Source organism: Sinisalibacter lacisalsi, from assembly GCF_014640115.1.
GTDB classification, from domain to species: domain Bacteria; phylum Pseudomonadota; class Alphaproteobacteria; order Rhodobacterales; family Rhodobacteraceae; genus Sinisalibacter; species Sinisalibacter lacisalsi.
Window position 1 is genome coordinate 331,742 of sequence record NZ_BMGI01000005.1, and the last position, 16,721, is coordinate 348,462.

16 protein-coding genes are annotated in these 16,721 nt (G+C 68.1%); 11 read left to right on the forward strand and 5 right to left on the reverse strand.

All coding sequences use genetic code 11. The features are described 5' to 3' along the window. Window positions 1-47: 47 nt before the first annotated feature. Genes IEW01_RS15630 through murJ form a run of 3 tightly spaced genes read left to right on the forward strand, consistent with a single transcriptional unit; the run spans window position 48 to window position 5,528 of the window. The gene (locus IEW01_RS15630; RefSeq protein WP_188529440.1) at window positions 48-1,217 is read left to right on the forward strand and encodes a penicillin-binding protein activator; all 1,170 of its coding nucleotides are present in this window, start codon (window positions 48-50) and stop codon (window positions 1,215-1,217) included. Further along, complete coding sequence (locus IEW01_RS15635) at window positions 1,198-3,987, forward strand: [protein-PII] uridylyltransferase (RefSeq protein WP_188529442.1); 2,790 nt, start codon at window positions 1,198-1,200, stop codon at window positions 3,985-3,987. Before IEW01_RS15630 ends, IEW01_RS15635 begins: the two co-directional genes overlap by 20 nt. Then, window positions 3,987-5,528 carry a murein biosynthesis integral membrane protein MurJ gene (murJ, locus tag IEW01_RS15640; RefSeq protein ID WP_188529444.1) on the forward strand — a complete coding sequence of 514 codons (1,542 nt, stop codon included), beginning with the start codon at window positions 3,987-3,989 and terminating at the stop codon, window positions 5,526-5,528. Before IEW01_RS15635 ends, murJ begins: the two co-directional genes overlap by 1 nt. 3 nt (window positions 5,529-5,531) lie before the next feature. Here the strand turns inward: murJ and IEW01_RS15645 are convergent, their stop codons facing one another. Beyond that, entirely contained in the window at window positions 5,532-6,239 is a 708-nt protein-coding gene (locus IEW01_RS15645) for a rhomboid family intramembrane serine protease (RefSeq protein ID WP_188529454.1), read from the reverse strand. A gap of 72 nt (window positions 6,240-6,311) precedes the next feature. On the opposite strand from IEW01_RS15645, the gene trpS reads away from it, so the two are divergent. The 3 genes from trpS (at window position 6,312) to IEW01_RS15660 (ending at window position 9,001) form a co-directional block, all read left to right on the forward strand. Beyond that, window positions 6,312-7,337 (forward strand): tryptophan--tRNA ligase, encoded by a 1,026-nt coding sequence (gene trpS, locus IEW01_RS15650; protein WP_188529457.1) that lies wholly within the window; start codon window positions 6,312-6,314, stop codon window positions 7,335-7,337. 281 nt (window positions 7,338-7,618) lie between these two features. After that, window positions 7,619-8,494 (forward strand): branched-chain amino acid aminotransferase, encoded by an 876-nt coding sequence (locus tag IEW01_RS15655; protein WP_188529459.1) that lies wholly within the window; start codon window positions 7,619-7,621, stop codon window positions 8,492-8,494. 51 nt (window positions 8,495-8,545) lie between these two features. Further along, complete coding sequence (locus IEW01_RS15660) at window positions 8,546-9,001, forward strand: universal stress protein (RefSeq protein WP_188529461.1); 456 nt, start codon at window positions 8,546-8,548, stop codon at window positions 8,999-9,001. A 15-nt stretch (window positions 9,002-9,016) separates the two neighbouring features. Here IEW01_RS15660 and IEW01_RS15665 read toward each other — a convergent pair whose 3' ends face one another. Next, window positions 9,017-9,949, reverse strand: a complete 933-nt coding sequence (locus IEW01_RS15665) for a DMT family transporter (protein WP_188529463.1) — start codon at window positions 9,947-9,949, stop codon at window positions 9,017-9,019. A 131-nt stretch (window positions 9,950-10,080) separates the two neighbouring features. On the opposite strand from IEW01_RS15665, the gene IEW01_RS15670 reads away from it, so the two are divergent. The 5 genes from IEW01_RS15670 (at window position 10,081) to IEW01_RS15690 (ending at window position 13,689) form a co-directional block, all read left to right on the forward strand. After that, window positions 10,081-10,638: a NifU family protein gene (locus IEW01_RS15670; protein ID WP_188529465.1), complete on the forward strand. Its 558-nt coding sequence runs from the start codon at window positions 10,081-10,083 to the stop codon at window positions 10,636-10,638. 3 nt (window positions 10,639-10,641) lie between these two features. After that, the gene (tsaB, locus tag IEW01_RS15675) at window positions 10,642-11,247 is read left to right on the forward strand and encodes a tRNA (adenosine(37)-N6)-threonylcarbamoyltransferase complex dimerization subunit type 1 TsaB (RefSeq protein ID WP_188529467.1); all 606 of its coding nucleotides are present in this window, start codon (window positions 10,642-10,644) and stop codon (window positions 11,245-11,247) included. After that, complete coding sequence (locus tag IEW01_RS15680; RefSeq protein ID WP_188529469.1) at window positions 11,244-11,654, forward strand: GNAT family N-acetyltransferase; 411 nt, start codon at window positions 11,244-11,246, stop codon at window positions 11,652-11,654. Before tsaB ends, IEW01_RS15680 begins: the two co-directional genes overlap by 4 nt. Window positions 11,655-12,005: 351 nt before the next feature. Continuing rightward, on the forward strand, window positions 12,006-12,920 hold the full coding sequence (locus IEW01_RS15685; protein WP_188529471.1) for a sulfite exporter TauE/SafE family protein: 915 nt from the start codon (window positions 12,006-12,008) through the stop codon (window positions 12,918-12,920). Window position 12,921: 1 nt separating this feature from the next. Beyond that, complete coding sequence (locus IEW01_RS15690) at window positions 12,922-13,689, forward strand: TIGR02186 family protein (RefSeq protein WP_188529473.1); 768 nt, start codon at window positions 12,922-12,924, stop codon at window positions 13,687-13,689. Between the two features lie 82 nt (window positions 13,690-13,771). Here IEW01_RS15690 and IEW01_RS15695 read toward each other — a convergent pair whose 3' ends face one another. From IEW01_RS15695 to IEW01_RS15705, 3 genes are read right to left on the reverse strand one after another with little or no spacing between them, the layout of a single operon-like run. Continuing rightward, window positions 13,772-14,503 carry an SDR family oxidoreductase gene (locus IEW01_RS15695; protein WP_188529475.1) on the reverse strand — a complete coding sequence of 244 codons (732 nt, stop codon included), beginning with the start codon at window positions 14,501-14,503 and terminating at the stop codon, window positions 13,772-13,774. Further along, window positions 14,493-16,028, reverse strand: coding sequence for an ATP-dependent DNA helicase (locus IEW01_RS15700; RefSeq protein ID WP_188529477.1), 1,536 nt, complete (start codon window positions 16,026-16,028; stop codon window positions 14,493-14,495). The genes IEW01_RS15695 and IEW01_RS15700 overlap by 11 nt, the downstream gene beginning before the upstream one ends. A gap of 41 nt (window positions 16,029-16,069) precedes the next feature. Next, on the reverse strand, window positions 16,070-16,720 hold the full coding sequence (locus IEW01_RS15705; protein ID WP_188529479.1) for an acyl-homoserine-lactone synthase: 651 nt from the start codon (window positions 16,718-16,720) through the stop codon (window positions 16,070-16,072). Window position 16,721 lies beyond the last annotated feature (1 nt).

The window sequence follows — 16,721 nt, forward strand, 5'->3', positions numbered from 1 at the left end:
TCGTTTCGAGGCGCGGGACCCGGCCCGAAAAAAAGAGGATCTGCAGCATGTTTGCGTTTTTGAGCGCCGCCCGCAAGCTTTCGGGCAAGATCATCGCGGTTCTGTCGCTCGGCTTTCTCGCGGCCTGCGGCGACGGTCTCACCACCAGCGGCCCCCGAATCGATACCGCGCGGCCGGTTCCGGTTGCGCTGCTGGTGCCCGCGGGCGGCGGCAACGCGGCCGACGACGCGATGGCGCGCTCGCTCGAAAACGCGGCCCGGCTGGCGATGGCCGAGCTTCAGGGCGTGACCATCGACCTGCGGGTCTACAACACCGCCGGCAACGCGACCCAGGCCGGCGCCGTGGCGCGCCAGGCGGTGAACGATGGCGCCAAGGTGATCCTCGGCCCGGTCTACGCCGCCAACGCCGCCGCCGCCGGCAGCGCCGCGGGCGGGGTGAACGTGCTGTCGTTCTCCAACAACCCCGGGATCGCGGGCGGCAACGTCTTCGTGCTCGGCAACACCTTCCAGAACACCGCCAACCGGCTGGTGCGCTACGCCGCGGCCTCCGGCAAGGGCAGGATCATGATCGTGAACGGCGACAACGCCGCCGAAAACCTCGGCGCGCAGGCGATCGCCCGGGCGATCGCGGCCACGCCCGGCAGCGAACAGGCCGGGGCACTCAGCTTCGAGGTTTCGCAAACCGGCGTGATCAACGCGGTGCGCGACATTTCCGACACCGCCAAGTCCTCGGGCGCCGACGCGATCTTCCTGACCTCCGGCACCGACGGGGCGCTGCCCTTCCTCGCGCAACTGCTGCCCGAGAACGGGTTGCCGCCGAGCGCGATCCAGTATGTCGGCCTCCAGCGCTGGGATATTCCGGCCTCGGCGCGCACGCTGCCCGGGCTTCAGGACGGCTGGTTCGCCCTGCCCGACCCGGATCTGCAGGCGCAATTCCAGAGCCGCTACCTCGCCGCATACGGCAGCCAGCCGCACGCCATCGCGGGGCTGGCCTATGACGGCATCGCCGCCATCGGCGCGCTGGCGCGGGCGGGCAACGCCGATGCGCTCACCGGCGGGGCGCTGACCCAGGCGCAGGGCTTCGTCGGCGTCAACGGCGTGTTCCGCCTGCGCGGCGACGGCACCACCGAGCGGGGCCTCGCCATCGCGCAGATCCAGAACAAGGAGATCGTGGTGATCGACCCCGCGCCGAGAAGCTTTGCCGGTGCCGGATCCTGATCCCCGGCCAGATACAGCCGCCACGACGCCCGACCATCTGATCTGCCCCGCCGTCGAGATCTTCGACCGCGGGGCGATCATGGCGGCAATCCGGGACGGCGCCGCCGACAGCGACGCCGCCGGGCTGCGCGCGCGCACCGTCGGCCTGCTGCGCGAGGCGCTCGACAGCGGCAGCGCGGCGATCGCGGCGGCCCTCGCCGAGCGGCCCTTCGACGCGCACCCGGCAGTCCGCGCCCAGGCCTGGCTCACCGATTGCGTGGTGCAGACGGTGTTCGACGTGGCCACCCGGCACCTGCATCCGCTCAACAGCCCGACCTCGGGCGAACGGCTCGCGCTGCTGGCCGTCGGCGGCTATGGCCGGTTCGAGATGGCGCCGCATTCCGACGTCGACCTGCTGTTCCTCACGCCCTACAAGATCACCCCCTGGGCCGAGAGCGTGATCGAAAGCATGCTCTACATGTTGTGGGATCTGCGGCTCAAGGTCGGCCATTCGGCGCGCACCGTGAAAGACTGCCTGCGCCTTGGCAGGGACGACATCACCATCCGCACCGCCCTGCTCGAACATCGCTACATCTGCGGTGACGCGGCGCTGGCCAAAGAGCTCGGCGAGCGGCTGTGGTCGGAGCTGTTTCGCGGCACCGAGGCCGAGTTCATCGAGGCCAAGCTGGCCGAGCGCGAGACCCGGCACCAGAAGCAGGGCGGCCAGCGCTACGTCGTCGAACCGAACGTGAAGGAGGGCAAGGGCGGCCTGCGCGATCTGCAAACGCTGTTCTGGGTGGCGAAATACGTCCACCAGGTCAGCCGGATTGCCGATTTCAAGCCGCTCGGCGTGTTCACCGAGGAGGAATACGCCACCTTCGAGGATGCGGACGAATTCCTCTGGGCGGTGCGCTGCCACCTGCACCTGATCACCGACCGCGCGATGGACCAGCTCACCTTCGACCTGCAGGTCGAAGTGGCGGCGCGGATGGGCTACGAAGACAAGGGCGGGCGGCGCGCGGTCGAGCATTTCATGCAGGATTACTTTCGCCATGCCACCGCGGTGGGCGAGCTGACCCGCATCCTGCTCACCTCGCTGGAGGCGAGCCACGTCAAGCGCGAGCCGCTGTTGCAGGGCTTCATCAAGCGCCGCAAGAAGGTGCGCCCGCCCTTCACCATGCGGCAGGGCCGGCTGACGATGACCACGCCGGAGGATTTTCTCGCCGACAAGGTCAACCTGTTGCGGATCTTCCAGGAGGCGCTGCGCACCGGGCTGCTCATCCACCCCGACGCCATGCGCCTGATCACCGCCAACCTCGACCAGATCGACGACGAGATGCGCGCCGACAAGACCGCGGTGCGGATCTTCCTCGATCTCCTGCTCAAGCACGGCAACCCGGAGCGGGCGCTGCGGCGGATGAACGAGCTTGGCGTGCTGGCCGCCTTCATTCCCGAGTTCCAGCCGATCGTGGCGATGATGCAGTTCAACATGTATCACAGCTACACCGTCGACGAGCACACCATCCAGGTGATCTCGGCGCTGGCCGAGATCGAACGCGGCGAACGGCTCGAGGAACTGCCGGTGGCCAGCCGCATCCTCACCGAGGGCGTGAACCGCAAGGTGCTTTACGTCGCGCTGTTCTGCCACGATCTCGGCAAGGGCCGCGAAGAGGATCATTCGATCCTCGGCGCCCGCCTCGCCCGGGGGCTGGCCCCCCGGCTGGGGCTGACCAAGGCCGAGACCAAGACGGTGGAATGGCTGGTGCGCTACCACCTGCTGATGTCGGACGTGGCGCAGAAGCGCGACCTGTCGGACCCGCGCACGGTGCGCGGCTTCGCCAAGGCGGTGGGGTCCAAGGAGCGGCTCGACCTGCTGCTGGTGCTCACCGTCTGCGATATTCGCGGCGTCGGCCCCGGGGTGTGGAACAACTGGAAAGCGATGCTGCTGCGCGAACTCTACAAGCAGACCGCCTTCGCGCTCGAAGAAGGGATCGAAACGATCTCGACCGGCGCCCGCGCCAAGGAGGCCCGCAAGGCCCTGCGCGAGGCGCTGCCGGACTGGGACGGAAAAACCCTGCGCACCGAGAGCCTGCGCCATTACGATCCCTACTGGCAGGGGCTTTCGACCGCCGAGCACATCGTTTTCGCGCGGCTCCTGCGCGGCATCACCCCCGACGAGATCCGCATCGACCTGACCCAGGACCATGACCGCGACGCTACTCGCGCCGCCTTCGCGCTGGCCGACCATCCGGGCATCTTCTCGCGCCTCGCCGGGGCGCTGGCGCTCGTCGGTGCCAACGTGGTCGACGCCCGCACCTACACTTCGAAAGACGGCTGGGCCACGCCGGTGTTCTGGGTCCAGGATCATGAAGGCAAACCCTTCGAGGAAACCCGGCTCGCCCGGCTCGAAGACATGATTCACAAAACCCTGCGCGGCGAGGTCGTGGCGCGCGAGGCGATGCGTGACCGCGACAAGCTGAAGAAGCGCGAACGCGCCTTCCGCGTGCCCACCAACATCACCTTCGACAACGAGGGTTCGGAGATCTACACGATCATTGAGGTCGACACCCGCGACCGCCCCGGCCTGCTCTACGACCTCACCCGCACCATGGCCGACGCCAACGTCTATATTGCCTCCGCGGTGATCGCGACTTATGGCGAACAGGTGGTCGATACGTTCTATGTGAAAGACATGTTCGGGCTGAAGTTCCATAACGAGGCGAAGCGGAAAGCGTTGGAAAAGAAGCTGCGTGAAGCGATCGAAAAGGGCGCGGAAAGGGCCACCGCCTGATGGCAGGCATCCGCCTCGTGCGCGGTTTTTTCACCGTCGGGGCCTGGACCATGGCCAGCCGCGTGCTGGGCTTCGTGCGCGACGTGGTGATCGCCGCCGCCCTCGGCGCCGGGCCGGTGGCCGAGGCCTTCGTGGTGGCCTTCTCGCTGCCCAACATGTTCCGCCGCTTCTTCGCCGAAGGCGCCTTCAACATGGCCTTTGTGCCGATGTTCGCGAAACGGGTCGAGGCCGGGCACGGCGCGCATGAGTTCGCCCGCGACGCGCTCACCGGGCTCGCCTCCATCGTCATCCTGTTCACGCTCGCAGCACAGGTGTTCATGCCGGCACTGGTGCTGGCGATGGCCTCGGGCTTTCTCGGCGACGAACGCTTCGACCTCGCGGTGCTCTATGGCCGCATCGCCTTTCCCTACATCCTGTTCATCTCGCTGGCGGCGCTGCTCTCCGGCGTGCTCAACGCCACCGGGCGCTTCACCGCCGCCGCCGCCGCGCCGGTGCTGCTCAACGTGATCTTCATCGCCGCCCTCAGCCTCGGGGCCTGGGCGGGGTGGGACATGGGGCTGACGCTGGTCTGGGCGGTGCCCGTCGCGGGGGTGGCGCAGCTGGCGCTGCTCTGGGTGGCTGCCGCCCGGGCGGGGTTCCGCCTCGTTCCCCGCCGCCCACGCATGACGCCCGAGCTCAAGCGGCTCGCGATCATCGCCGCCCCGGCCGCGCTGGCCGGCGGGGTGGTGCAGGTCAACCTGCTGATCGGGCGGCAGGTGGCCAGCTTCTTCGACGGCGCGATCGCCTGGCTCAACTACGCCGACCGGCTCTACCAGTTGCCGCTCGGCGTCGTCGGCATCGCCATCGGCGTGGTGCTGCTGCCCGACCTCGCGCGCAAGCTCTCGGCCGACGACAGCGTGGGCGGGCGGCATTCTCTGAGCCGGGCGGGCGAGATGGCGCTCGCGCTCACGGTTCCGGCGGCGGTGGCGCTCCTGGTGATCCCGATGCCGCTGGTGCAGGTGCTGTTCGAGCGCGGCGCCTTCACCGCCGACGATACCGCCGCCACCGCCGTGGCGGTGCAGATCTACGGCCTCGGCCTGCCCGCCTTCGTGCTTCAGAAGGTGCTGCAGCCGGTCTATTTCGCGCGCGAGAACACCCGCACGCCGTTCTATTTCGCGCTGGTCTCGCTGGTGGTGAACGCCGTTCTGGCGATCGGCCTCGCCCCGGTGATCGGCTACACCGCCGCCGCCATCGGCACCACGTTCGCGGCCTGGGCGATGGTCGCGCTGCTCTGGATCGGCAGCTGGCGGATGGGCGAGGTGGCGCGTTTCGACCAGCGGTTCTGGGGGCGGCTCTGGCGGATCGGGCTGGCCTCCTGGGCAATGGGCGGCGTGCTCTGGCTGCTCACCCTGCCGCTGCACGCGCTGCTCGGGGTGCCGGGGCTCGACGCGCTCGCGCTGGTCATCCTCGTCGTGGCCGGGATCGCGAGTTATTTCGCCATCGGCCACCTGATCCACGCCTTCAGGATGTCGGATTTCCGCTCGGCGCTGCGGCGCGATTGATCCTCACCGTTGCCGCACCTTGCGCAGGATCGCCTGCCAGCCGCCGGGGCTGACCACAAATGCAAGGCCGAAGCCGCCGGTGAACCCGGCAAGATCGGCCACCCAATCGAACCGCGCGCCGTAGAGCAGGCCGAAGATCAACTGGATCCCCATCAGGAAGGCGATCAGCGTGAAGGCCTGCAGCCCCGTCGCCCGCCCCGCCAGCCCGGCCCACAGGATGAAGGTGAACGCCCCGATCAGCCCGTAGGCGCCGGGGTAGCCGCCGAACAACATTACCCGGGTCTCCCACGCCATGCCATAGGCCAGCGCGCCGAGGAACGACGCGCCGAAGAAGATCACCAGAACCGCCCAATCGGCCAGAACCTCGCCCACGAGCTTTCCCATGGCGAGCAAAAAGACGAGCACGAACAGCGCATGGGTGAAGGTGCCATGGATGAACGGATAGGTGACGAAGCGCAGCACGTGATCCCAGCGGATCAGGCGGTTGTCGACCATCCACGACCAGAGCGGCTCGTAGAAGCCGAAGCGCTCGATCGCCTGCAACCGCCAGCCGCTGCCCGCCGGCCCGCCGATCAGGCCCGCCCCCGCCGCCGTGAGCACCATTTCGATGCCGAAGATCGCGAGCGCCAGCAGGATCACGCTCCGCGGCAAGGGGTTCACCGGCGGGGCGTTGTGGTCTTGCTCGTCGGGATGTGGGAACAGGGGTTTCATGGGCGCTTCCTTGACGCTGGGCCAAGGCATGGGTAAGCGAGCCGGGCAGATAAATCCAGACGGAGTTCGAATATGTCGGACAGCGCCTTCACCCCCCGCGTCTTTTCCGGGATCAAGCCCTCGGGTGGGCTGACCCTCGGCAATTATCTCGGCGCGATCAAGCGTTGGGTCGACATGCAGGGACCCGACTTCGAAACGATCTATTGCGTGGTCGACCTGCACGCGATCACCGTCTGGCAGGATCCGGCCGACCTCAAGCGCTCCACCCATGAAGTCGCCGCCGCGCTGCTCGCCTCGGGGATCGACCCGGAAAAATCGGTGCTGTTCAACCAGAGCCAGGTGCCCGGCCATGCCGAGCTCGGCTGGCTGTTCAACTGCGTCGCGCGGGTGGGCTGGATGAACCGGATGACCCAGTTCAAGGACAAGGCGGGCAAGAACACCGAGAAGGTATCGCTCGGGCTCTATGCCTATCCGTCGCTGATGGCCGCCGACATCCTGCTCTACCATGCCACCCACGTGCCGGTCGGCGAGGACCAGAAGCAGCACGTGGAGCTGACGCGCGACATCGCGGCGAAGTTCAACCACGATTACGGCGTCGAGTTCTTCCCGGTCACCACGCCGGTGATCGAGGGGCCGGCGATGCGGGTGATGAACCTGCGCGACGGCTCGAAGAAGATGTCGAAGTCCGGCGAGTCGGACATGGAGCGGATCAACATGCTCGACGACGCCGACACGATCGCGAAGAAGTTCAAGAAGGCGCGGACCGACCCCGAGGGCCTGCCCTCGGATGTTGCCGGGCTGAAGGATCGGCCCGAGGCGCGCAACCTCGTGGATATCTACGCCGGGCTTGCCGACACCACCGCCGAAGCGGTGCTGGGCGACTTCGGCGGCGCAGGCTGGGGCACCTTCAAGCCGGCGCTGGCCGAGCTTGCGGTGGAGAAGCTCGCGCCGATCTCGGACGAGATGAAACGCCTGCTCGACGCGCCCGACGAGATCGACGCCCTGCTGGCGAAGGGGGCCGAGAAGGCGGAAGCCATCGCCGAGCCGATTCTCGAGCGCACCTTCGAGATCATGGGCTTCGTCCGCTCGCGGCGCTAGCGGGCGGCCGCCCCGTGCGCGGCGCAAGCCATTGGAATCGCGCCTGTCAGCCGTCCTGCGCCCCGGTGCGCGGCGCCTGTCACATTGCGGAATCATTCCTCCGTTATCCCGGTGTGTGACGCCGCGCCAGTTTCCCCGGCCCGGCAGTCCCGCGCGGCCCTACCCTACCCGCTTCGCGCGTTCGCGCCCCCGGCCTCATACCACCGGGGGCGCGCTTTTTAGCCGCTGGACCTTCCCCCGAACCGCCCCTAGTGTCGCCGCGCAGACGACAGGAGGACATGATGGCGACGGGCACGAATCTGCGCACCTGGTTCGAAGGGCGCTGGCACGAGGGCGATGTGATGGTGATGCGGGCGGCCGACCACGGCAGCTGGCTCGGCACCACGGTGTTTGATGGCGCGCGCTATTTCGAGGGTATCGCGCCAGATCTCGCCGCCCACCTCGATCGGGTCAACCGCTCGGCGGAGGCGCTGATGATCACCCCCTCGGTGAGCACCGAGGAGATGCTGGAGATCGTCTGGGAGGGGCTGAAGCTCTATCCCGAAGGCACGCCGGTCTATATTCGTCCGATGTACTGGGCGATCGAGGGCGGTGACCTGGGCATCGTGCCCAAGCCCGGCGCCACCGGCTTCACCGTCAGCCTCGAGGAAATCCCGATGGCCGCGCCCGAAGCTGCCACCACGCTCACCACCACCCGCTTCCGCCGCCCGGTGATGGAGGATGCGGTGGTCAACGCCAAGGCCGGCTGCCTCTATCCCAACAACGCGCGGATGCTCGCCGAGGCACGTTCCAAGGGCTACGGCAACGCGCTGGTGGCCGACGCGCTCGGCAATGTCGCCGAAACCGCCTCGGCCAACGTGTTCATGGTGCGCGACGGCGAGGTGTTCACCCCGATCGCCAACGGCACCTTCCTCGCCGGCATCACCCGCGCGCGCCATATCGCCAACTTCCGGGCCGATGGCGTGAAGGTGCACGAGGCCGTGCTCTCCTTCGACGATTTCCACGCCGCCGACGAAGTCTTCCTTTCCGGCAACCTCAACAAGGTCACGCCGGTGACGGAATTCGACGGCACCCACTACCAGGTCGGTCCGATGACCAAACGCGCCCGCTCGCTCTACTGGGACTGGGCGCATTCTGACGCAGCCAAGGGCGCTTGATCCGCAGCCAGCCCTCCTCCATGTTGAGGCCAACACTTGGGAGACACAGGAATGCGCAAATTTCTCGTCGTTCTGGACGACAGCAAGGAATGCCTCAACGCCATGAGGTTCGCCGCCATGCGCGCGCAGCACACCGGCGGTGAGGTCGAAATCCTCTCGGTGATTCCACCGGACGAGTTCAATCACTGGATCGGCGTGGGCACGTTGATGCGCGAAGAAGCGAAAGAGCGTATCCACGCCCACTTCGAGGTTTTCGCAAAGTGGATGCGTGACAAGCACGACATCGACCCGCGCCTCGTGATCCGCGAAGGCAACGTGGTTGAGGAAATCCTCAATCGCGTGCAGCAATCGGGCGAGATCGGCGTGCTGGTGCTCGGCGCGGCCTCGGGCCGCGGCGGGCCGGGTCCGATCATCAGCCAGCTGATGCGCGAGTCGGGCACCCTGCCGGTTCCGATGACCATCGTTCCGGGCGAAATGTCGAAGGAACGTCTCGAGGCGATCACCTGAGCCGGGGGCGCGGCGTCAGTCGCGCCCGGCACCATTCCGCCGAGGTGGCAGCGGCTGCGGCACCGAGGTGCCCGGCGCCGCCCGCACCCGGCGCCGTTCGCGCAGCGCCATCGCGTTCGACACCGCCAGCGCCCCGAGCACCAGCGCGCCGCCGACCAGCGCCCAGCGGCCGGGGTTTTCCGCCAGCACCACCCAGGCGAGGAGCGGCGCAAGCACGCTCTCGACGAGTATCAGGAGCGCCACCTCCGCCGACGGCAGGTAGCGCGGGCCGAGCGAGATGAAGGCGGTGGCGCCGGCGATGAAGACCCCGCCGTGCAGCGCGATCCAGATCCAGTCGCCATCGGGCACCGACATCGGTTCGGCGAAGGGAAAGAGCACGATGGCGGCGCCGAAATAGCCGATCGGGATCGCCGGCACCATCGAGCTGGCCTTGAGCTTGCGCGCGGTGGTGAGCGCGACGGCGAACACCACCGCCACCGTCAGCGCCACGAGGTCGCCCGCCAGCGAGGCATGCGCGGTCTCGCCCGAGCCGAAGGCGATGATGCCGATGCCGAAAACCACCGTCGCGATGGTGATTGCCGTGCGCCGGCTGAGCCCTTCACCGAGGAAAATCCAGCTCAGCAGCGCGGCGAAGGCGGGCATCGCGGCGAGGATGAAGACCACGTTGGCCACCGAGGTGAGCGAGACGGCGAGCACGAAGAGAAAGCCGGTGATGCCGATCGAGACGATGTAGAGCCAGATCCCCGGGCCGAGTCGGAGGATCGCCCGAAACGCCCCCGGCCCCTGGAAAACCAGCACGCCGAGCGCGATGGTGCCGGCGGTGAGCAGCGAGCGCCAGAAGGCGATGGTGAGCGCGGAGGCGTCGATCAGGCGGACGAAGAGCGAATCCGGCACGATCAGCAGCACGCCGAGCCCGGTGATGAGGAGGCCTTTGAGATGATCCGGCATGGCGGCGAGGAAAGCCCGGGCGCGGTCGGGATTGCAACCCTTTTTCGCCCGTTTCCGGGCGCGCCGGGGCCTCGCCTTGACATGAGAGGCCACCACCCGCATATGTATATCTGACAAAAAAGGTGCGCGAAATGTTCATCCAGACCGAATCCACGCCGAACCCGGCAACATTGAAATTCCTCCCCGGTCAGGCCGTGCTCGAAGCCGGAACCGCCGATTTTCCCAATGCGGAGGCGGCGCAGAAATCGCCGCTCGCGCGGCGGGTGTTCGAAGTCGACGGTGTCACCGCGGTATTCTTCGGCACCGACTTCGTGACCGTGACCAAAACCGACGCGGTGGCGTGGGACCATATCAAGGCCGCCGTGCTCGGCGCGATCATGGAGCATTACCAATCCGGTGATCCGGTGGTCGAAGGCGCGGGCGGTGGCGGACACGCCATGCACGAGGGCGAGGATTCCGAACTGGTGGTCCAGATCAAGGAACTGCTCGATACCCGCGTGCGACCCGCCGTGGCGCAGGATGGTGGCGACATCACCTTCCACGGCTTCGACCGTGGCGTGGTCTACCTGCACATGCAGGGCGCCTGCGCCGGTTGCCCCTCGTCGACGCTCACGCTGAAGATGGGCATCGAGAACCTGCTCAAGCATTACCTGCCGGAAGTGACCGAGGTTCGCGCCGTCACGATCTGACAGATGCGCACCGACCCCCGGATTATCGCCTTCGACACCTCGGCCGCGCATTGCGCGGCCGCTGTGCTGGTGGGGGACGCGATCGTCGCCGAACGCCGGGAATCGATGGCGCGCGGGCAGGCCGAGCGGCTGATGCCCTTTCTCGAAGAGGTTCTGGCCGAGGCCGGATTTGGCTGGCGCGATCTCGACGCGCTGGCGGTGGGCGTGGGCCCCGGAAACTTCACCGGCATCCGCATCGCGGTTTCCGCCGCTCGCGGGCTGGCGCTGGCGCTCGGGGTGCCGGCGTTCGGCGTGTCGACGCTGGAGGCGCAGGCCGAGGGCATCGCCCGCCCCTGCCTCAGCCTCGTCGATGCCCGCCGGGGCATGAGCTACGCGCAGGTGCTCGGAGCGCAGGACGGCCCTCCGGTGATCGTCGATGACACCGCCGGCCTGCATCCCGACTTGCCCCGTGCGCCGATCGCCGACCCGGCGACGCTCACCCCGACGATGGCGCGAATCGCGGCGGCACGCCTGGCCACGGGCGCAGCCCTGGCGCGCCCCGCGCCGCTCTACGTCCGCGCCGCCGACGCCGCGCCGCCGCGCGACCCGGCCCCGGTGATCCTGCCATGACGCCAGAGGCCATGGCGGCGCTGCACGCGCGCGCCTTCCCGGCGGGGCGCGGCTGGCATGCAGCCGAGATCGCGGACCTCGTCGCCGCCCCCGGCGGTTTTGCCGTCACCGCGCCGGAAGGCTTCGCGCTCGGGCGCGCGGTGGCTGGGGAAGCCGAGCTTCTGACCATCGCGGTGGCGCCGGAATACCGCCGCGCCGGGGCCGGCCGCGCGCTGCTCGCCCGATTCGAGGCCGAAGCGGCGCAGCGCGGGGCCGAGACCGCCTTTCTGGAGGTGGCCGACGACAACGCCGCCGCGCACGCGCTTTACCGCGCCGCGGGCTGGCGCGAGACCGGCCGACGCAAGGGCTATTATGCCCGCCCCAACGGGGCCATCGACGCGCTCACGCTGGCAAAAAAGCTGGAATGACGCGCCGGCAGCGGTCACGCTGGCGTGACCCGGGCGCCGCTTGCTCCGGATTGTCGCACCTTTACCCCTTCCCCAAGAGCGCAAAACCCACTAGGCGTGCGACGCAATGGCGAAGTGAGTCGCCACCATCGGCATCGGCCAGCACGGCCTTTCGGCAAGGTTTCGCTCGTTTTCCGGGTATTCCTGGCCGGATCATCCGCCGCACCGCGCCAGCCGGATCACGGAACGGTTCTTGGAAGGCACTGAAAATGCACGAGGAATACCGCGCTCGACGATGAGGCCAGGGTAAACCTGCCAGTGGGGGGCACGCGCCCTCTGGACATATTCAAATCTTTGAAGCAATACCCGGCCATGCAAATCTACCTTCCCATTGCCGAAGTCTCGGTCAACGCATTCCTTCTCCTCGGACTCGGCGGCATCGTCGGCGTCCTTTCGGGGATGTTCGGCGTTGGCGGCGGCTTCCTCATGACACCGCTGCTGTTCTTCATCGGCATCCCGCCCGCCGTCGCTGTCGCGACCGAAGCGAACCAGATCGTCGCCTCCTCCTTCTCGGGGGTTCTGGCGCACCTCAAGCGCAAGACCGTCGATATCAAGATGGGGCTGGTGCTTCAGGTCGGCGGCCTGATCGGGGCCGCGATGGGGATACAGCTTTTCAACTATCTCAAGGCGATCGGCCAGGTCGACCTGCTGGTGAAGCTGTCTTACGTCATCTTCCTCGGCATCATCGGCGGGCTGATGTTCGTCGAGAGCCTGCGCGCGATCTTGAAGTCGCGCGGCGGCCAGTCGGTTCCGACGCGGCGGCGGCACAACTGGGTGCACAACCTGCCCTTCAAGATGAAGTTCCGCGCCTCCGGGCTCTATATCTCGGCGATCCCGCCGATCCTCGTGGGCGTGCTCGTCGGCGTGCTCGCGGCGATCATGGGCGTAGGCGGCGGCTTCATCATGGTGCCCGCGATGATCTACGTGCTGGGGATGCCCACCAAGGTGGTCGTCGGCACCTCGCTGTTCCAGATCATCATCACCACCGCCTTCACGACGATGATGCACGCCACCACCAACTACACCGTCGACGTCGCGCTCGCGGTTCTGTTGCTCGTCGGTGGCGTGATCGGCGCGCAGGTCGGCACCCGGATCGGGGTGAAGATGAAGGCCGAACAACTGCGCGTGTTCCTCGCCATCATGGTGCTCGCGGTCTGTGCCAAGCTGGGACTGGACCTGCTGCTCATGCCCTCCGAACTCTACAGCCTCGGCGCGGGAGGACACTGACATGAAACGCTTCTTCTCCCTTCTCGCCGCCCTCGCGACCTTCGCCCTGCCCGCGTCCGCGCAGCAGGAAGAGATCGTCGCCGGCCTCAGCCAGAACGCGGTTCAGATCACCGCCACCTTCGTCGGCTCGGAGATCCTGATCTTCGGCGCGGTCAAACGCGATGCCCCCGCGCCGATCGGCGATCTCGGGGTTACCGTCGTGGTGGAAGGCCCGTCGAAACCGATCACCGTGCGCCGCAAGGCCAAGCGGATGGGCATCTGGGTCAACGCCGATTCCGTCGAGGTCGAGGCCGCGCCGTCGTTCTACGCCATCGCCACCTCGGCGCCGTTCGACGAGATCATCTCGCCGGAGCTGAACCGGGCCCGCGATATCTCGATCCCGGAATCGATCCGCATTCTCGAAAGCGAGGAAACGACGGATACCGAGAACTTCGCCGAGGCGGTCATCCGCATTCGCTCGAAAGCCGGGCTCTACATGATCAACGAAGGCGCTGTGAACATGAACGAGGACACCCTGTTCAACACCCGCATCGAGCTGCCCGCCAACCTCACCGAGGGTGATTACCGGGCGCGGATCTATCTCACCCGGGGCGGTGAGCTGGTGGCCGAGCACAGCGCCAGTATCGACGTGAGCAAGGTCGGGCTCGAGCGCTGGCTCTACAACCTCGCCCATCAGCAGGCCTTCCTCTACGGCCTGATGTCGCTCGCCATCGCGATCGCGGCGGGCTGGGGCGCCTCGGCCTTCTTCCGGGTGTTCCTGCGCAGCTGACGGGCGTAAAATCCGCTGCGGATTTCGAACCGAATTCCGCAGCGGAATTCGTATCGGCTTCCGCAGGGAAACCGCGCCCGGCTCAGCCGCGGCCGATATGGGGCATCCTGGTTGCCATCACCGTCATGAACTGCACGTTGGCCTCGGGCGGCAGGCCCACCATGTAGGCCACCGCATCGACCACCTGCGCCACGTCCATCGTCGGCGGCGGCGCCTCGCCCCGCGCCTCGGCGGCGTCGATGATGCCCTGCAACAGCTCGGTGCGGGCGTTGCCGATGTCGATCTGGCCACAGGCGATGTCGAAAGGACGGCCATCGAGCGAGAGGGTTTTCGTCAGCCCGGTGATCGCGTGCTTGGTGGTGGTGTAGCTCATCGAGCCGGGGCGCGGGCTTTGCGCCGAGATCGAACCGTTGTTGATGATCCGCCCGCCTTGCGGCTTCTGGCGGCGCATCTGGCCGAAGGCTGCGCGGGCACAGTAAACCATCGCGTCGAGGTTGACCGCGCGGGCGCGGTGCCAGTCTTCGAGCGGGATCTCGTCGATCGGCGCGGCGGGGGTGAAGATGCCGGCGTTGTTGAACAGCACGTCAAGCCGCCCGGCCCGTGCGGCGAAACCGGCAAAGGCCTGCGCCACGGCGTCGGGATCGGTCACGTCGGCGGGCAGCACCACGGCGCGCGCCTGCCCCGCCGCCACCTCTTCGAGTAGCGCCTGCCTGCGGGCGACGAGGCCGGTGATCCAGCCATCGGCGAGGAAGCGCTCGGCCACCGCCCGGCCGATCCCCGCGCTCGCGCCGGTGATCAGGATGCTACGCGCCATCTTCCTCCGCCTGCAGTTCGAGCGGCGCCGGCGCCGCGGCCAGATCGGCGGTGCCGAGCGCCTCGGTCGGCCGGGCCAGCGCGTAGCGGGTGACCCAATGCAGCCGGGTTTCGGCCCGGGTGATCGCGACGTAGGCCAGCCGCTTCCACAGCGGGATGCCCGCCTCGACCCGGCCGGCCCGCGCCGCCGCCCAGAGATCGGGGGCGAACACCTGCACCTCGGGCCATTGCGAGCCCTGCGCCTTGTGGATCGTCACCGCCGCCCCGTGCAGGAAAGCCGCGCCCATGGTGGCGGCGAAGGGGATGAAAGGCTCCTCCTCGTCGGGCTTCTCGATCTTGATGATCGAGGCCACCGAGATGCGTGGATCCTCCGCGCCGATCACGTGCAGGCGGGAAAAGCCCGGCTTGCGGCCCGGGCCGAGAAACACCACCTGCGCGCCCTTGATCAGCCCCTTCGCTTCCAGCTCGATCCGCCGCTTGCGGTGCTTGAGCGGCAGTTCGATGCCGTCGCAGATCAGCGGCTCGCCGGGGATGAGTTCGTGATCCGGCGCGCCATGGGCAGCCCGGAAAGCGGTGATCAGGCGCACCCGGGTCTTGTTGCGCCAGACCAGCACCGGCGAGCGCGCCATCAGGTCGGCGTTCACCCGGGGGGCGAGCACCACGCGGTCGTCACGCCGGGCGGCGTCTTCCACCATCCGCTCGAAGGACTCGAAGCTCAAATCCTCGTCGCCCAGCGCGTGGGCGAGATCGAGGATCGGGTTGTCCTGCGCCTGGCGGTGAACGCGGTGCAGCGTGCATTTGCGCGGGGCGGGGAAGCTGTCAAACACCATTGCGCCGGACTGGCCCACCGGCGCCAGCTGGGCCGGGTCGCCGAACAGCACGAGGGCGGGGAAAATCTCCTGCAGGTCTTCGAACTGCTTTTCGTCGAGCATCGAGCTTTCGTCGACGAAGCCGATGTCGAGCGGGTCATCGCGGCGCTTCCACCCGGCGATGAAATCGGAGCCGCGCAGGCCGGCGGCGGCGAGCGCGCCGGGAATGGATTTCTGCGTCTGGTAGAAGGCATATGCCCGATCCAGCGCCGAGGGCGGCAGGTCGGCGACTTCCGGACGCTCGCCCTGCCCCGCGAGCCACTCGGCGATGGCTTCGTATTCGGGGGCATAAACCGGGGTGTAGAGAATGCGGTGGATCGTGGTGGCGGGCACGCCCCGGCTGCGCAGCACGCTGGCGGCCTTGTTGGTGGGGGCGAGGATGGCGAGCGTGCGCCGGTCCTTGCGGCGCTTGCCCTCCCAGTCGCCCGAGACGATCTCCACGCCCGCCTCGGTCACCGCCCGCGTCAACTCGGCGAGCAGCAGGGTCTTGCCCGAGCCGGCCCGGCCCACCAGCGCCATCGCCCGGGCCTTGCCCTCGCTGATCGGCGTGGTGACGCCTTCGTCGATATCCACGCCGACGCCGCGGAGCAGCTCTGCCACGCGGTCATGGGCCTCGGCCTGGTCTTCGGAAAAGGCGATCGCGGGCAGGCTGTTCATGGCGCGATCCTACCCGCCCGCCGCGCGCGAGGCCAGCGCGATCAGCCCGTCCGGGCGAGCCCCGGAAGCGGCGTGGCGGCCGCCCCCGGCTTGAGGCCCTCGCGCAGCCAGCGCCGCGAGGTTGCGCGACTGATGCCGACGCGCGCGAGCGTGGGCGCGAAGGCCGCCTCGTCCATCGACCACAGCCCCACGCCGACGGCCTCACGGCCTTCCCCGACGCGTCCGAGCACCTCCGGCCGGAGGCCCATGCGGGCATAGATCCGTTCCATCCGCGCGTCGAAGACGCCGACGAAATGCTCCAGCCGGAACGCCGCCATCAACTCGCCCGCGCCCAGCGCCAGCGCGGCCGCCACCCGCCCGTCGCCACCCGGCGCGAGGCAGAACCGGGTGCATTCCCAGATCAGCGGGCTGGTGATGGGCGCCCCGCCGTTGAGGTGGGCGAAATGCTCGTTGACCATGGTGCGCCCGGTGGTGGGCAGAAAGCGCATCGAGCCGCCGTGGCGCCCGTCTTCGCGCTCCCAGACCAGGTAGAGCGGGTTCAGCGCGTCGTATTGGTCGCGCTCCTCACCGGCCGCGTTCACGCTCACCGCCCAGCCGAGCCGTTCGGCGAACTGCAAGGCCCGGTCGGTGAACATGCTTTGCGCGAGACGCGGGAAGCGGTGCAGATCGTGGCCGTAGACATAACGCAGCATG

Excerpts from the sequence above, each read along its gene's own strand:
- IEW01_RS15630 (WP_188529440.1), top strand. The coding sequence starts at position 48 with ATGTTTGCGTTTTTGAGCGCCGCCCGCAAGCTTTCGGGCAAGATCATC.
- murJ (WP_188529444.1), top strand. The coding sequence starts at position 3,987 with ATGGCAGGCATCCGCCTCGTGCGCGGTTTTTTCACCGTCGGGGCCTGG.
- IEW01_RS15645 (WP_188529454.1), bottom strand. The coding sequence starts at position 6,239 with ATGAAACCCCTGTTCCCACATCCCGACGAGCAAGACCACAACGCCCCG.
- trpS (WP_188529457.1), top strand. The coding sequence starts at position 6,312 with ATGTCGGACAGCGCCTTCACCCCCCGCGTCTTTTCCGGGATCAAGCCC.
- IEW01_RS15655 (WP_188529459.1), top strand. The coding sequence starts at position 7,619 with ATGGCGACGGGCACGAATCTGCGCACCTGGTTCGAAGGGCGCTGGCAC.
- IEW01_RS15660 (WP_188529461.1), top strand. The coding sequence starts at position 8,546 with ATGCGCAAATTTCTCGTCGTTCTGGACGACAGCAAGGAATGCCTCAAC.
- IEW01_RS15665 (WP_188529463.1), bottom strand. The coding sequence starts at position 9,949 with ATGCCGGATCATCTCAAAGGCCTCCTCATCACCGGGCTCGGCGTGCTG.
- IEW01_RS15670 (WP_188529465.1), top strand. The coding sequence starts at position 10,081 with ATGTTCATCCAGACCGAATCCACGCCGAACCCGGCAACATTGAAATTC.
- tsaB (WP_188529467.1), top strand. The coding sequence starts at position 10,642 with ATGCGCACCGACCCCCGGATTATCGCCTTCGACACCTCGGCCGCGCAT.
- IEW01_RS15680 (WP_188529469.1), top strand. The coding sequence starts at position 11,244 with ATGACGCCAGAGGCCATGGCGGCGCTGCACGCGCGCGCCTTCCCGGCG.
- IEW01_RS15685 (WP_188529471.1), top strand. The coding sequence starts at position 12,006 with ATGCAAATCTACCTTCCCATTGCCGAAGTCTCGGTCAACGCATTCCTT.
- IEW01_RS15690 (WP_188529473.1), top strand. The coding sequence starts at position 12,922 with ATGAAACGCTTCTTCTCCCTTCTCGCCGCCCTCGCGACCTTCGCCCTG.
- IEW01_RS15695 (WP_188529475.1), bottom strand. The coding sequence starts at position 14,503 with ATGGCGCGTAGCATCCTGATCACCGGCGCGAGCGCGGGGATCGGCCGG.
- IEW01_RS15700 (WP_188529477.1), bottom strand. The coding sequence starts at position 16,028 with ATGAACAGCCTGCCCGCGATCGCCTTTTCCGAAGACCAGGCCGAGGCC.
- IEW01_RS15705 (WP_188529479.1), bottom strand. The coding sequence starts at position 16,720 with ATGCTGCGTTATGTCTACGGCCACGATCTGCACCGCTTCCCGCGTCTC.